Below are 15,492 nucleotides of genomic sequence, written 5' to 3' on the forward strand. Positions count from 1 at the left end.
CTATCGAACATTGGCCGGATATGGAATAGCCAGAACAGGCAAGAAATAAAGCCCGCGCAAGGCGGGCATAAAAAGGCTATCGACGCAAGGTACGAAAAGCGGTCAGCAATGTGGCGCGCAGAAGTGTCTGTGCCGGTCGCCTGTGAATGTTGCGGTTTATCTAGCGTGTCACGTCATCGGCTGAGCCGTTGTGCGCTGCTTGCGCAGCGGGCCATACGAACATCGGACAAGGCACTCTCGAACAGACCGAAAATCGACACCTGCCCAACTGTGTCGAGTCCAGTGAACTGCTCGGCGACTTCTTCAAGGCTCAAGAGTCCCGCCAGAGCCTGCAACTGGTCAACGCGAATGACGGCGGCATCGAATGCGGCATCGTTTTGCTGCCGGTCTGCGTGCAGAAGGTCTATTAGTGTTTCCCGCACAGGGGCAACCCCAACAAACCACAAAGATTTCAAGGAAAGGCCCACATCGCAAGCAAACCAGACCTTGGTGACAGCAAGAAAAGCCCAACACCCCAAAAAAACACAACCCACCGCGTAAAGGCAAAAAAAACAAAAAGACAAAAAAACCTACAACCTAACAGCCTCCCCGCTCAACAAAGACTCCCGCAACGCCACCCCAATCCGCGTAGCCTCCAACGCATCAGCAAGTGAAGCCCCAGCCTGCGCAACAGAAGACCCCATCCCATCCCGCACAGCCATAACAAACGCCCGCGCCTCAAACAAAAACGCATCCTCGAACCGCTCGAAAAAATTCGGCGTGCACTCATTCCGAATCCCCGTGGCGTCGTAGATCTCAACCCGATTCGCCCGCGGATTACGCCCGATAGCCAGCGCTCCAGCCGTGCCGATCACCTCGCTATGCGTATCATTACCATGCGCCTGCGTCCGAGACGCATAAAACATGGCCAGCTTCCCGCCCTCGAACTCGCAGATCGCGACACCGTTATCCACATCGCCGAACTCGCGCAAGCCTTCATGCATCACCGCCGCCCCTGCGGCAAACACGCGTTTCGCACGCGGCTTGCCGAGTAGCCACCGCGCGACATCGATATCGTGCACCGTGCAATCCAGGAAGATCCCGCCAGAGGTCGCCGCAAAACGCACGAAAAAACCATCGCTGTCGTTCTGATCCGCGGTCTGCGAGCGCACCAGAAACGGCCGGCCGATCTTGCCCGCTTCGATCTTGTCGAGCGCGTCCTTATAGCTCGGGTCGAAGCGCCGCATGAAGCCAATGGTGGCCTGCAGGTGCGGATAGCGCGCGGCCTCCGCCAGCACCCCTTCGCACTCGGCGACATCCAGCGACAACGGCTTCTCGCAGAACACATGCTTGCCGGCCTTCAAGGCGTCGACAATCTGCTGCGCGTGCAACGAAGACGGCGTGACGAGCCACACCGCATCCACCTCGCGGTCAGCCAGCAGTTCCGCATAATCCTCGTATAGACGCGGCGCGGGCAACGCTTCACGCGCCCAGGCCAGCTCTTCTTCCACCGGACTGCAGGCGGCCACGAGCGACGCGCCCGGCACGCGATACGCCAGATTCTCCGCGTGCCGCTTGCCGAGACGCCCGAGGCCGACTACGCCCACACGAACCCGCGCCGCCGCGGCCGTCATCACGACGCCTCACCGAGCTTGACCGCGCGCCCCTCGCGCCACGAACGGGTCGCGGCGTCGGCGAGTTCGAGCGCCTTCAAACCGTCGGCGACGGTCGTGCGAACCGGCTTGCCATGTGTCACCGCATCGAAGAAATGCGCGATTTCATGCGCGTAAGCCGCGCGGTAGCGTTCGAGGAAAAACGCTTCGGGCACGTCGCTCGACACCTCGGTTTTCGAATAAGCCGTGACTTCCGTGGGACGCACATTGCCCGCTTGCAACATGCCGTGGCTGCCCAGTACTTCGAAACGCTGGTCGTAACCGTACGCGGCGCGCCGGGCGGTGTTGATCTGGCACAGGCGGCCGCGCTTCGTGCGGATCGTGACCGCGGTCGAATCGATATCGCCCGCCTCCGCGATCGACGGATCGCTCAAACAACTGCCGGTGGCGTGCAGCGTGTCGGCTTCGTCGTCGAGAATCCAGCGGAAGATGTCGAAGTCGTGAATCAGCATGTCCTTGAAAATGCCGCCGGAATGCTTGATGTACTCGACCGGCGGCGCGCCCGGATCGCGACTCGTCACGACCAGCATCTCCGGCGTGCCGATCTCGCCGGCATCGAGTCGCGCTTTCAACGCCGAGAAAGTCGGATCGAAGCGGCGCTGAAAACCGATCATGCACACCACGCCCGCGCGCTCCACCGCGACCGCGCAGGCACGCGCACGCTCCAGCGTCAGATCGACCGGCTTCTCGCAGAACACATGCTTGTTCTGCGCGGCGGATTGCATGATCAGATCGGCATGGGTGTCGGTGCTCGAACAGATCACCGTCGCGCCGATCGACGCGTCGCCCATCGCGCCGTCGATATCGGCGACCTGCGCGCCGTGCTCGGCGGCGAGTGCCGCGGCGGCTTCACGATTCACGTCGACCACGTATTTGAGTCGCACGCCCGGCTGCCGCGCGAGATTCGCCGCATGAATCTTGCCGATGCGCCCCGCGCCGAACACCGCTACGTCGATCGTCTTTGCCCCATCAGTCATCGTATCCTCCAGTGTCTTTGGATTCTTCAACATTCAATTCGAGCTTGTACGCAAGCGCGATAAACAACGCCTGGCACAAACAGATCGTGCTGGTCAGCGAGCGGAACGCGAACGCGCTGCCCTCTTTCACATACAGTTGCGTGCTGGCATAACGCGCGAGCGGAGATAGTTGGCTATCCGTAATAACCAGCGTTCTGGCCTGGTGATGATGCGCGACCCGCAAGCAATACTGCGTCTCTTTGCCGTAGGGCGCGAAGCTGATCGCGATCACCACATCGCCCTTTTTCACACTGCGAATCTGTTCGCGATACATGCCGCCGAAACCGGACACGAGATGCACGCGCTTGGGCGTGTGCTGCAGCGCGTAGACGATATAGCTCGCCACCGGGAACGAGCGCCGCACGCCAATCACGTAGATGTTGTCGGCTTGCTGCAGCATCTTCACCGCGGCGTCGAACTCCTTGTCGTCGAGGCCCGCCTCCAGTTCTTCCAGCCCGCCGCGCGAGGCCGCGATGAATTCGCGCGCCACCGAACCGCCGGACAGCGCGCCCGGCTTCTCGTCGATCAGCTTGCGAATGCGTTGCTGATAACTCGGCGACGAACTGCCCTGCCCCGTGTAAGCCTGCCGAAAAACCGCCTGCAGATCGGAGAAGCCGGAAAAGCCGAAGCGCTGCGCAAAACGCACCACCGCGGACGGATGCACGCCGCAACTCGCGGCAATGTCGCTGGTGCGGTCCACCATCACGCTGGAGCGATGCTGCTCGATATACGTCGCGACGTTCTTCAACTGACGCGGCAATGCGTCGTAGTTTTCCGCGATGCGCTGCATCAATTCTTCGACGCTGGGCAATTCCTCGGTGCTCTCTTCCGCCATGGCTCTCTCTCGGGTGCTTTATTGCAGTGCCGCAGCGGCTTCAAACGCCCGCCCCACGGCCTCCTGACGCTGCCGATTATAGGCAGCAGGCCAATCAAATGGAACGTATTTTCTATTTTTATTTTCAATGAAATTTTCATTGCAACACCTTGGAAGATCGCCTAATCTTGGTCGTGAGCGATGGTGCTTTGGTGGCTACCCCGGGTTTGTACCAGATGGAAAGCCGCCGCCAGACGCTCCCTTCAAAAACGACATACCGAGAAAGGTGGAGACAATGAGACTTTGCAAGGGCAAGGCTACGCTCAGGATTCTGGTGACGGCATTGACGTTGGCGACGGGATTCGGCGCGGCCTCGGCCGCCCGCGCGGCTGACGCGCACTTCGTGCTGATCAGCCACGCGCCGGATTCGGATTCGTGGTGGAACACCATCAAGAACGCCATCAAACAGGCCGACGAGGACTTCAACGTCGAGACCGACTACCGCAATCCGCCGAACGGCGACATCGCCGACATGTCGCGTCTGATCGAACAGGCGGCCGCGCGCAACTACGACGGCGTGATCGTCACCATCGCCGACTTCGACGTGCTGAAAAGCTCGATCAACAAAGTGACCGCGAAGAAGATTCCGCTCGTCACGATCAATTCCGGCACCGAGGAACAGAGCGCGCAACTCGGCGCGATCATGCATGTGGGCCAACCCGAATATGTCGCGGGCAAAGCGGCCGGCGAGAAGGCCAAGGCCGCGGGCGTGAAGTCGTTCCTGTGCGTGAACCACATTGCCACCAACACGGTGTCGTTCGACCGTTGCCGTGGTTTCGCCGAAGCGCTCGGCGTCGACTACAAGGCATCCACGATCGACTCTGGCCAAGACCCGACCGAAATCCAGTCGAAGGTCAGCGCGTATCTGCGCAACCATCCGAACACCGGCGCGATCCTGACGCTCGGACCGACCCCGGCTTCGGCCACGCTGAAAGCGGTCACGCAAATGGGTCTGGCGGGCAAGATCTATTTCTGCACGTTCGACTTCTCCGACGACATCGCCAAGGCGATCCAGAACGGCACGATCCAGTTCGCGATCGACCAGCAGCCGTACCTGCAGGGCTACATCCCCGTGGCCGTGCTGGCGATCGTGAAGAAAGAGCACACCACCGATCCCGCGAAGATCCGCCAGATTCTCGAAGCCAATCCGAAGTTCAAGGAACGGCTTGCAACCTATGGCCTCGCACCGTCGTATGGGCCGAAGAACATTCGCTCGGGCCCGGGTTTCATCACCAAGGAAAACCTCGACAAGGTCATCAAGTACGCAGGGCAGTATCGCTGATTCTTTTCTTTAGCTAGTCACGCGCACGGCGGGCACCGCTTCGATTCGGAGCGGGCCGCCCGCCGCCACCGCGCATTTCACCGGCTGTCGTTCTCGCCACGCATCCTCGCGTGCGAGCTGCACACGGCCGGGCTCCAAGGAGACATCATGGGTGTAGCCGGCAAACACTTCCCACCGCACGTCAAGACGAATACCGGCGAAGCAGCGCCCTCGCTGCCCGATTCGGATGAACGGCTGCGCAAGGAATCCCGATTCGGCCACGTGCTGAATCGCCCCGAATTCGCCGCGATTTCCGGCGCGGTACTGGTGTTTCTCGTTTTCGCGCTGACGGCCGGCGGTTCCGGCATGTTCAACCTCGACGGCGTGATGAACTGGTCGCAGGTCTCCGCGTATCTCGGCATTCTCGCCGTAGGCGCCTGTCTGTTGATGATCGCCGGCGAGTTCGATCTGTCCATTGGCTCGATGATCGGTTTCGCCGGCATGATGGTCGCGATTCCCTCGGTGTATTTCCACTGGCCGATTTCACTGGCGATTCTCTTCGCGTTCGCCGGCTCCATGTTGCTCGGCGCACTGAACGGCTATCTGGTGATGCGCACGCGCCTGCCGTCGTTCATCGTCACGCTCGCGTTTCTGTTCATCCTGCGTGGTCTCACGCTCGCGCTCTCGATCATGTTCGCGGACCGCACGATCGTCTCCGGTGTCGGCGACCTCGCGCAGAACGACTGGTTCGCGAATACGCTGTTTCATGGCGTCGCGCTGAACGGCCTGTTCACGATGCTTGCGCGCCACGGCATAGGCACCATGCTCGATAACGGTCATGCGCTCGTGCCGGGCATTCCGAAGGTGATTCTGTGGTGGCTCGGACTCGCCGCGGTGTGCGCGTTCGTGCTGGCAAAAACGCGCGCGGGCAACTGGATTCTCGCGGTGGGCGGCGACGCCAACGCGGCCAAGAATGTCGGCGTGCCGGTGCGTCGCGTGAAGATTTCGTTGTTCGTGCTGACCGCGTTCTGCTCGTGCCTGTTCGCTGTACTGCAAGTGTGCGACATCGGCTCGGCCGCGGCCGACCGCGGTCTGCAGAAGGAATTCGAAGCGATCATCGCCGCGGTGATCGGAGGCACCTTGTTGACAGGTGGTTACGGTTCGGTGGTCGGCGCGTGTTTCGGTGCGTTGATCTTCGGCGTCGTGCAGATCGGCATTACCTACACCAACGTCAGTTCCGACTGGTTCCGCGTGTTCCTCGGCGTGATGCTTTTGATCGCCGTGCTGTTCAATCACTATGTGCGCCGCCGCGTTTCGCAGGCGTAAAGAGGAGACGAACATGTCCGATATGAATCCCGCGGCGAACGCCTTGCCTGAATCGAACGCAAACGCAAGCGCGACCGCAGCCGCGCCGCACGAAGACGTGATCCTCGCATTGGAAAACGTCAACAAATACTTCGGCAAGGTGATCGCATTGAGCGGCGTGACCCTGCACCTGAAACGCGGCGAAGTGCACTGCCTGCTCGGCGACAACGGCGCGGGCAAGTCGACGCTAATCAAGACCCTCGCGGGCGTGCATCAGCCCTCTTCCGGCCAGTATCTCGTGGACGGCAAACCGGTGCTGTTCGAGTCGCCGAAAGATGCGCTCGATCTCGGCATCGCCACTGTGTATCAGGATCTCGCGCTGGTGCCGCTGCTCTCCGTGGCGCGCAACTTCTTCATGGGACGCGAGCCGCAAAGGAAACTGTTTGGTTTCCTGAGCGTGATGGACCTCGAAACCAGCGCCACCACCGCGCGCGAGAAGCTCGCCGAAATGGGCATCAACGTGCGCGACGCGCATCAGCCGATCGGCACCATGTCCGGCGGCGAGAAACAGTGTCTCGCGATCGCGCGGGCGATTCACTTCGGCGCGCGCGTGCTGATTCTCGACGAACCGACCGCCGCGCTCGGCGTGAAGCAGAGCTTCAACGTGCTGAAGCTGATTCACAAGGCGCGCGCCAAAGGCATTTCGGTGATCTTCATCACGCACAACGTGCACCACGCATATCCGATCGGCGATTCGTTCACGGTGCTCAATCGGGGCAAATCGCTCGGCACGTTCACCAAGGAAACCATCAGCAAGGACGAGGTGCTCGACATGATGGCCGGCGGCGCGGAGATGCAGAAGATGATCGGCGAACTCGAAGGCGCGACGATCTGATTCATTCGCGCGACGGTTCGGCGCAGTCGCGCCGGCCGTCGCGCCCAGCTATTCAGGAAACTTCATGGATCATTCCAGCACATCCAGCGGCATCACGTCCGCTTCGGCGCCGGCCACCGGCAGCCGCTTCGCGTCGGGCCGTAGCCGCGATATTGTCTGCCTCGGCCGCCTCGCCGTCGATCTGTACGCGCAGCAAGTCGGCGCACGACTCGAAGACGTGTCGAGCTTCGCGAAGTATCTCGGCGGCTCGTCGGCCAATATCGCGTTCGGCTGCGCGCGGCTCGGCCTTGCCTCGTCGATGCTGGCGCGCGTCGGCAACGATCACATGGGCCGTTTTCTCACCGAGACGCTCACCAAGGAAGGCTGCGACGTCAGCCACGTGCGCATCGATCAGGAGCGCCTGACCGCTCTCGTGCTGCTCGGCCTCAAAGACCGCGATACTTTCCCCCTGATCTTCTATCGCGAGAACTGCGCGGACATGGCCGTCGACGAAGCGGATTTCGACGAAGCCTACATTGCGTCGTCGAAAGCGCTGTTGATTACCGGCACGCACTTCTCCACCGAGCAGGTGAACCGTACGAGCCGCCGCGCGCTGGACTATGCGCGCCGCAACCAGGTGCGCACCGTGCTCGATATCGACTATCGCCCGGTGCTGTGGGGCCTTACCGGCAAAGCAGACGGCGAAACCCGCTTCGTCGCGAGCGAGGGCGTCACCGCGCATTTGCAGCGCATTCTGCCGCTGTTCGATCTGGTGATCGGCACCGAAGAGGAATTCCGCATTGCCGGCGGCAAGACCGAATTGGTCGACGCACTCGCGATGGTGCGCGCCGTCACGCCGGCCACGCTGGTGCTGAAACGCGGACCAATGGGCTGCCAGATCATCGACGGCGCGGTGCCCGCCTCGCTCGACGATCTGCCGATTCACGGCGGCGTGGAAGTCGAAGTGCTCAACGTACTCGGCGCGGGCGATGCGTTCGCCTCGGGTTTTCTCTCCGGATGGCTGCGCGATCAACCGCTGGAAGCCTGCGCGCGCATTGCGAACGCGAGCGGCGCGCTGGTCGTCTCGCGTCACGGCTGCGCGCCGGCCATGCCAACGCCCGCCGAACTCGACTACTTCCTGCGCGAAGCGAAAGCCGATCCGCAGCGCATGCGCCGCCCGGATCGCGACGCAACGCTCGCACGGCTGCATCGCGTCTCGCCGGCCCGCAAACAATGGGACGAAGTGCTTGGTTTCGCCTTCGACCATCGCAACCAGTTCTTCGAACTCGCGCAGCAAACGGGCGCCGACGAAGCGCGCATCGCGCGTCTGAAGGGCCTGTTCGTCGAAGCCGTCGCGCAAACCGAAAGCGCGCTGGGGTTGCAGAACCGCATTGGCGTGCTGATCGACGACCGTTATGGCCAGGACGCGCTGAACGCGGCCACCGGCCGCGGCTGGTGGGTCGGCCGCCCGGTGGAATTGCCGGGCTCGGTGCCGCTCGTGTTCGATCATGGCCGCTCGATCGGCACCACGCTGATCCCCTGGCCGCAGGAACATATCGTCAAGTGCCTCGTGCAATTTCATCCGGACGAGCCCATCGAGCAGCGTCTCGAACAGGAAGCGCAACTGCGCGCGCTTTATGACGCGACGCAAGCAAGCGGCCATGAATTGCTGCTCGAAGTAATTCCGCCGAAACACGCGCAACTGCCGCAAGCGCCCGACACCGTGTATCGCGCGTTAAAGCGCCTGTACAACATCGGCATCTATCCCGAGTGGTGGAAGCTCGAACCCATGGACGCCGCGCAGTGGCGCAACGTCGACGCGTTGATCGCCGAGCGCGATCCGTATTGCCGGGGCGTGGTGCTGCTCGGTTTGTCGGCGGCCGTCGAGCAGTTGGACGAAGGCTTTCGCGCGGCGGCGCAATCGGCGACGTGCCGTGGCTTCACGGTCGGACGCACGATCTTCCACGAGCCGAGTCATGCGTGGCTCGCCGGAGAAATCGGCGACGACGAATTGATCGCGCGCGTACGCCGCACCTTCGAAACACTGATTGCTTCGTGGCGTGCAACGCGTGGCGCATGCGCCGCGCAGCCCAGCGCGCCGAACCCTGTCCAACAGGAGCAAGCCGCATGAATCAGCGCGTATTGCATCACGACGCGGCGTCCGCCAACGACGCCAGCCACGCTGGCACGCGCCCGGGTGGCACGGTGCGCCTGACGACCGCGCAGGCTTTGGTCCGCTATCTCGCCGCGCAACGCGTCGCGACTGAAGACGGCGAAGGCACCGAGCCGCTGTTCGGCGGCGTGTTCGCGATCTTCGGCCATGGCAACGTGGCGGGGATCGGCGAGGCGCTGTATCAGCACCGCGACGAACTGCCGACCCTGCGCGCCCACAACGAACAGGCGATGGCGCACAGCGCGATCGCCTATGCGAAGGCGCATTTCCGCCGCCGCATGATGGCCGTCACGACGTCGATCGGACCGGGCGCCACCAACCTTGTGACCGCGGCCGCCCTCGCTCATGTGAACCGTTTGCCGGTGCTGCTGTTGCCCGGCGACATCTTCATCTCGCGTGCGCCCGATCCGGTCTTGCAGCAAGTCGAAGACTTCCACGACGGCGGCGTCTCCGCCAATGACGCGCTCAAGCCCGTGTCGCGCTACTTCGACCGTATCGTGCATCCCGCGCAATTGCTGAGTGCGTTGCCGCGCGCGGTGCGCGTGCTGACGGACGCCGCCTTGTGCGGGCCCGTCACGCTCGCGTTGCCGCAAGACGTGCAAGCGCAGGCATGGGATTTCCCCGTCGACTTCTTCAAGCCGCGCGTCGTCACGTTTTATTCGCCCGCACCGCGCGTCGATGAAATCGAAGCCGCTATCGCGCGTCTGCGTCATGCCAAGCGGCCGCTGATCGTCGCGGGCGGCGGCGTGCTCTATGGCCGCGCAAGCGACGCGCTGCACCGCTTCGCGACCACGCACGGCATTCCAGTGGCGGAAACCCAGGCCGGCAAAGGCTCGCTCGCGTGGAACGATCCGCTGAACGCGGGCGCGCTGGGCGTGACGGGCTCGCCCGCCGCGAACGCGCTCGCGCACGACGCCGATTGCGTGCTGGCCATCGGCACGCGCTTGCAGGACTTCACCACCGGCTCGAACACCTTGTTCACGCAAGCCGACGTGATCGCCATCAACGCCAATGCGTTCGACGGTATCAAGCATCGCGCGCAAGTGGTCGAAGCCGACGCGCGTCTCGCGCTCGAAGCGCTCGCCGAACCGCTGCAAGGCTGGCACGCGGAACGCGCGTGGACCACCCGCGCGCACAAACTCGCGGCAAGCTGGCGCGATACGGTGGGCACACTCACGCATGCACCGCAGCGCGACGCCGTGCTGCCTTACGAGGGTGATGTGATCGGCGCCGTGCAGCGTTCGAGCGCCAGTTCCCCCGCGAACGATATCGTCGTCTGCGCAGCCGGAACCCTGCCCGCCGAATTGCACAAGCTCTGGCGCGCCGGCAAACCGGGCGCGTATCACGTCGAGTACGGCTACTCGTGCATGGGCTATGAGATTGCCGGCGGACTGGGCGTGAAGCTCGCGCGGCCCGCGCGTGAAGTGATCGTGATGGTCGGCGACGGCAGCTATCTGATGATGAACAGCGAGATCGCCACCTCGGTGATGATCGGCGCGAAGCTGATCGTCGTAGTGCTCGACAATCGCGGCTATGGCTGCATCAACCGCTTGCAGCAGGCGTGCGGCGGTGCGCCGTTCAACAACCTGCTCGAGAACTGCATGCAAGGCCCGCTCGGCGCGCCGCAGATCGATTTCGCCGCGCATGCGCGTGCGCTCGGCGCGCAGGCCGAACATGCGGCGAATGTCGCTGAACTCGAAGATGCTTTGGAACGCGCCCGCGCGGCGGATCGCACCTACGTCATCAGCATCGATACCGATCCCGCTCGCACTACCGACGACGGCGGCTGGTGGTGGGAAGTGGCCGTGCCGGAGGTCTCGCCGCGCCCCGCCGTGCGCGACGCGCGCGCGAAATACGAAACGCAACTCGCGGCCCGCGCCGAACCGGCCGGCTCCGCGCAGAACACCGGCTCCGCCGACAACGAATGAGGACGCCCGCATGACTGCTTTCGACGTACGTATCGGCATCAATCCGCTTTCGTGGATGAACGACGATCTGCCTTCGCTCGGCGGCGAAACGCCGCTCGAAGTGGCGCTGACGGAAGGCCGCCAGATCGGCTATCAAGGCTTCGAACTCGGCAACAAGTTTCCGCGCGAACCGCAGGCGTTGAAGTCACTGCTCGCGCAATACGATCTCGCGCTGGTTTCCGGCTGGTATTCCGGACGCCTCGCGCGACGCAGCGTCGAGGAAGAAATCGCGGAGGTCGGCCCGCATCTGGAACTGCTCGCGCAAAACGGCGCGACGGCGATGGTGTACGGCGAGGTCGCCGATTCGATTCAGGGCGCAGCCCAACCACTTTACCAACGCCCGCGTTTTTTCAGCGAGAAGCAATGGGCCGAATATGCGGCACGTGTCGACGAATTCGCGCGTTATACACTGAGCCGCGGCGTGCGGCTCGCCTACCATCACCACATGGGCGCTTATGTCGAAACACCGGCCGACGTCGATCAACTGATGGCACGCACCAGCGACGCTGTCGGCCTGCTGTTCGACGTGGGACACATCACGTTTGCCGGCGGCGATCCGCTCGCCGTGCTCGACAAACATATCGGGCGCGTTTGCCACGTACACTGCAAGGACGTGCGCCCCGCCGTCATGAAGCTCGCGCGCAATCGCAACTGGAGTTTTCTGGACGCGGTCATCGCCGGCGCCTTCACGGTGCCGGGCGACGGCGCGGTGAATTTCCCCGCGATCATCGAGCGCCTGAAGCGGCACGGTTATTGCGGCTGGCTGGTGGTGGAAGCCGAACAGGATCCGGTCGTGGCGCCATCGTTCGACTACGCGCAGAAAGGCTACAAGACGTTGCGCGCGCTGGTCGATGCGCCGCTCGACGGCACACAGCAGGAGGCAGCATGAGTTTATTGGTGAAGGCGCAGCGCGAAGGCCAGACGATCGCGCGAGTGACACCGGAGTCGGCGTGCTGGCGTTATGTCGGTTTTGCCGCTTACCGGCTGGGCGAAAACGAAGTCGTGCACGTGTTCGAACCGTCGCGTGAAGTGTGCATTGTCGTGCTCACGGGCGCAGTGGATATCGAAGCCGCGGACACCAAATGGAGTTCGCTGGGTTCGCGCGACAGCGTCTTCGAAGACGCCGCGCCATATGCGGTCTATCTGCCGCCGAATGTGCGGGTTACGGTACGCGCTTGCCGCGATGCCGAGATCGGCGTGGCGAGCGCACCGGCCAAAGGCGAACTACCGGCGCGGCTGATCGAGCCGGGTTCGATGAAACGCTCGACACGCGGCAAAGGGCTGAATACGCGATACGTATGCGACATTCTTCCGCAGACCGAGCCCGCGGAGTCGCTGCTGGTGGTGGAAGTCAGGACGCCTGGCGGACACGCTTCGAGCTACCCGCCGCACAAGCACGACACCGACAATGTCCCGCACGAGAGTTCGCTCGAAGAGACTTACTATCATCGGCTCGATCCGCCGCAAGGGTTTGCGTTTCAACGCGTGTACACCGACATGCGCGATATCGACGAGTCGATGGCCGTCGAGAATCACGACGTCGTGATGGTGCCGCGTGGCTATCATCCGGTGATCGTGCCGTACGGGTACGACTCGTACTATCTGAACGTGATGGCGGGCGGACAGCGAGTCTGGCATTTCCGCAACGACCCGGCGCACGAATGGATCATCAAGAAGGACGCTTGATGTAGCAGCCCGCGCGGCGCTTTCAAAAGCGCCGCGCGGGTTATTTTCTAACGGCCAGATCGACGTCCAGGCCGCCGTCTTCGCCCATCTTCACCGTTCCCTTCGACACGTCCTTGCGATAAGCAAACAGATCGAACTTCATCACGCCGGGGTTCGAACTGTCCTTGATGAAGGTGCGCGTATTCGTCACCAGCGAGTTGAACATCTTCACGTCGCCGGATTCAATCCAGACGAAGCTCTTGCCCGCGCCCGCAGGCGGCCTCGCGGCGACGACGTTGCCGTCGCGCTTGAACTTCAGCACGAGACCTTCGTCGGTGACCGTCGCGCTGGCGAGACGCCCTTGCAAAACCGGCGGCGGAAACACGGTGTACTGATCGAACACCAGCTCGTTGCCCTTCAGCGCGACGCCCTTGCGCGTGAACGGCGTGAGCGACGCCAGCGGAATATCCAACGCGCGCAGCAAGCCGGCCTGCGGCACGCCGAGGACCTTCACCGAGGTCGGCTCATACACGAGATGCCGCTCATCTCTGGCGACGATCGTGCCGCTCATCGTGGTCGGCAGCCAGACACCGGGAAAGTGATTCCATAACTTGATGCCACCGCTCACTTCCAGCTTGCCGTCCAGCGGTTTCAACTGCAAATCGTTGAGCGAGCGCGGCTCGTAGTCGAGCAGATAGTCGTTGAAAAGCGCCGCCATCGCGGGCCACGGCTCCACGACCTCGCCGCCGATGATATGGATATCGTACTGATCGGGATCGTCCAGATCGACCGGTTGTCCCGCCTTTTTCGGCACCATCTGCGCGTCCAGCGTACGCACGTGAAAACCGATGCGCCCCGACACGTAGAAGTCGACATTCTCGACGTGAATCAGCGGTGCGGGTCCGGATGAATGACGCTCGTCGCTCAAAGCCGAACCTGGCGTCGCCATGCTCTGCCCCGCGAATGCAGCGCGCGTGCCGACCGGAATCGCGCGCGCCACCGAGGCGGTCCGCACCGTCTGCGGCGCGTGTTGCCACACGAGCCGCGCCTGCGCGAGCGCGGCCTGCTGCGCGCGAATGAAGCTGTCGTTAAAGCGTGCGCTCGCGCTGCCTGTTTGCAGAGGCGTGTCTTTGTCCGCGCCGGCTAGCGTCGTATATGACGGCAGATGCACATTCAGTGCGCCCGCTTCGTCGAAGGTGAAATAGCCCGCCGCCATCTGCTCGCGATAGTGGTACAGGTCCAGCACGAACGGCGCTTTGCCGTCGACCGGCGTGAGCGCCATGTCGATGTTCATCGGCATGGAGCGCATGAATTTGACGTCGCCGCCCTGCACCAGCATGCCGCGTGCGGGCATCGTCGCGGGCCAGACGATGCCCGGCATGGTACGGTCGTCGAGCGTGAAGCGTACGCCTGCCGCGCTGGTTTCAATCTGCGTGATCGTCATACGCAACGCGGGCGGCGGCGTCAGTCTGGCCACCTGCATCACGACGTCGTCGCCGTCCAGACGCGCGATCGGCGTGTCCACTTTCAGCAGGTCGGCCATCTTCACGTGCGCGGCCTGCATCAGCTTGTCGGCGCCGACACCGGCCACTTCGACGTGATCGGCGTGAAAGACGAGTTCGTCGGCATCGCGCATGGACAGCGATCCGCTCAGCACGATCGGCACCCATGTCTCACGATGCATTTCGCCGGTAATGCGCAGATTGCCGCCGTCCTGCGGCACGACGCGCATGTTGCGCAGCGGCGAGCCCTGATACTGGAACAGGTAACGGTTGAAGATTGCCGTGAGCTTCGCCGTGTCGAGCGTTACATGGCCGCGGTGGACGTTGATCGTCACGCTGGTCGGATCGTCGAATACGATCGGCTGACCGCGCCGCGCCGGGCTCAGCGTCGCCGCCATGTCGTGAATCATGAAGCCGATATCGCCGGTCACGCGAAAGTCGACGTCGCGCGCGAACATCAACGAGCCGTCGATGCCGGAATCGCGCAGCGTTAGCGGACGGCTGCGTTTCTCGCTCATCCCGCTCGCCGAGGGCACGCGCGCGGCGACGCTTTGCTCCGCGGCCAGTTGTCTGGCCTTGGCGAGTTCGAGTGAGGGGCGCGTCCACGAGGCAGGTAGAGCGGCGAGCGCGGCGTCCGGCGCTGTAGTGGCATTCGCGCGGCGGTCAGCGGTTCCGGCTTCGTCGCTTGACGCACCGACTGTGGTGTTCGCGGAATTGGACGGCGCCGACGCCGCGTCGCCGGTTGTCGAACTGGCGTCGGCGCAGGCGGACATCAGCAGCGCGGCCGTCAACAAGGCCGTGCCCGCGCAGATCGGCGTATACCACCACGCGTGCTTCGACTTCAAATCTTGCAGAGAGTACGTGGACTTCTGCACATCGTTCGCCGACGCCACATGCAATGCGCGTCTCCGTCTCATGATGTCTCCTCCTGAAGCCGCGATGCGCCTCTCGCGCGCCGGGCACGACATGGTTCGTCGCGCATACGGCGGCTTTAAACGGCAAGCCGCCGTCGCACGTCTTTTACCCAATTGTCTTTATTTGTCGGCGCGCTGCCGACAAGATTTCTGGAGGACGCTCACCAAACGATCAAGCGTTTAAATCGCTGCGGCCGGCGAGCGGAGAACCGCGTGCACGTGGCGTGAGCGGCGCGTGGACAAATAGGATTCAAACGGCACGATTGGCGCGATCCGAGCGCTCTGCGCG

Annotated in this window: 12 protein-coding genes; 7 read left to right on the top strand and 5 right to left on the bottom strand. The window is 63.1% G+C overall.

Annotated features, from left to right (window positions below):
* Nucleotides 1-173: 173 nt before the first annotated feature.
* The 4 genes from B0G81_RS19670 to B0G81_RS19685 form a co-directional block, all read right to left on the bottom strand.
* Nucleotides 174-455 (bottom strand): hypothetical protein, encoded by a 282-nt coding sequence (locus tag B0G81_RS19670; protein ID WP_243856549.1) that lies wholly within the window; start codon nucleotides 453-455, stop codon nucleotides 174-176.
* A gap of 114 nt (nucleotides 456-569) precedes the next feature.
* Nucleotides 570-1,613, bottom strand: a complete 1,044-nt coding sequence (locus B0G81_RS19675) for a Gfo/Idh/MocA family oxidoreductase (protein ID WP_134143174.1) — start codon at nucleotides 1,611-1,613, stop codon at nucleotides 570-572.
* The gene (gene iolG, locus B0G81_RS19680; protein WP_116117843.1) at nucleotides 1,613-2,629 is read right to left on the bottom strand and encodes an inositol 2-dehydrogenase; all 1,017 of its coding nucleotides are present in this window, start codon (nucleotides 2,627-2,629) and stop codon (nucleotides 1,613-1,615) included. The genes B0G81_RS19675 and iolG overlap by 1 nt, the downstream gene beginning before the upstream one ends.
* Entirely contained in the window at nucleotides 2,622-3,503 is an 882-nt protein-coding gene (locus B0G81_RS19685) for a MurR/RpiR family transcriptional regulator (protein ID WP_106309638.1), read from the bottom strand. The genes iolG and B0G81_RS19685 overlap by 8 nt, the downstream gene beginning before the upstream one ends.
* 274 nt (nucleotides 3,504-3,777) lie before the next feature.
* Here B0G81_RS19685 and B0G81_RS19690 point away from each other — a divergent pair, with 274 nt between their 5' ends.
* The 7 genes from B0G81_RS19690 to iolB all read left to right on the top strand — a co-directional run bounded on the left by B0G81_RS19690 (nucleotide 3,778) and on the right by iolB (nucleotide 12,808).
* Nucleotides 3,778-4,824: a sugar ABC transporter substrate-binding protein gene (locus B0G81_RS19690; protein WP_106283663.1), complete on the top strand. Its 1,047-nt coding sequence runs from the start codon at nucleotides 3,778-3,780 to the stop codon at nucleotides 4,822-4,824.
* A 147-nt stretch (nucleotides 4,825-4,971) separates the two neighbouring features.
* Nucleotides 4,972-6,129: an ABC transporter permease gene (locus tag B0G81_RS19695; protein ID WP_106283664.1), complete on the top strand. Its 1,158-nt coding sequence runs from the start codon at nucleotides 4,972-4,974 to the stop codon at nucleotides 6,127-6,129.
* Nucleotides 6,130-6,142: 13 nt separating this feature from the next.
* Entirely contained in the window at nucleotides 6,143-7,003 is an 861-nt protein-coding gene (locus B0G81_RS19700; RefSeq protein WP_243856551.1) for an ATP-binding cassette domain-containing protein, read from the top strand.
* 64 nt (nucleotides 7,004-7,067) lie between these two features.
* The gene (gene iolC / locus B0G81_RS19705) at nucleotides 7,068-9,113 is read left to right on the top strand and encodes a 5-dehydro-2-deoxygluconokinase (RefSeq protein ID WP_134138066.1); all 2,046 of its coding nucleotides are present in this window, start codon (nucleotides 7,068-7,070) and stop codon (nucleotides 9,111-9,113) included.
* Nucleotides 9,110-11,083: a 3D-(3,5/4)-trihydroxycyclohexane-1,2-dione acylhydrolase (decyclizing) gene (gene iolD / locus B0G81_RS19710; protein ID WP_134138067.1), complete on the top strand. Its 1,974-nt coding sequence runs from the start codon at nucleotides 9,110-9,112 to the stop codon at nucleotides 11,081-11,083. Before iolC ends, iolD begins: the two co-directional genes overlap by 4 nt.
* A gap of 10 nt (nucleotides 11,084-11,093) precedes the next feature.
* Nucleotides 11,094-12,011, top strand: coding sequence for a myo-inosose-2 dehydratase (gene iolE / locus B0G81_RS19715; RefSeq protein ID WP_134138068.1), 918 nt, complete (start codon nucleotides 11,094-11,096; stop codon nucleotides 12,009-12,011).
* Nucleotides 12,008-12,808, top strand: a complete 801-nt coding sequence (iolB, locus tag B0G81_RS19720; protein ID WP_134138069.1) for a 5-deoxy-glucuronate isomerase — start codon at nucleotides 12,008-12,010, stop codon at nucleotides 12,806-12,808. The genes iolE and iolB overlap by 4 nt, the downstream gene beginning before the upstream one ends.
* A 40-nt stretch (nucleotides 12,809-12,848) precedes the next feature.
* Here iolB and B0G81_RS19725 read toward each other — a convergent pair whose 3' ends face one another.
* Nucleotides 12,849-15,206: a hypothetical protein gene (locus tag B0G81_RS19725; RefSeq protein ID WP_134138070.1), complete on the bottom strand. Its 2,358-nt coding sequence runs from the start codon at nucleotides 15,204-15,206 to the stop codon at nucleotides 12,849-12,851.
* Between the last annotated feature and the right edge of the window lie 286 nt (nucleotides 15,207-15,492).

Origin of the sequence: Paraburkholderia sp. BL6665CI2N2 (assembly GCF_004366535.1) — a bacterium.
Taxonomy (GTDB): domain Bacteria; phylum Pseudomonadota; class Gammaproteobacteria; order Burkholderiales; family Burkholderiaceae; genus Paraburkholderia.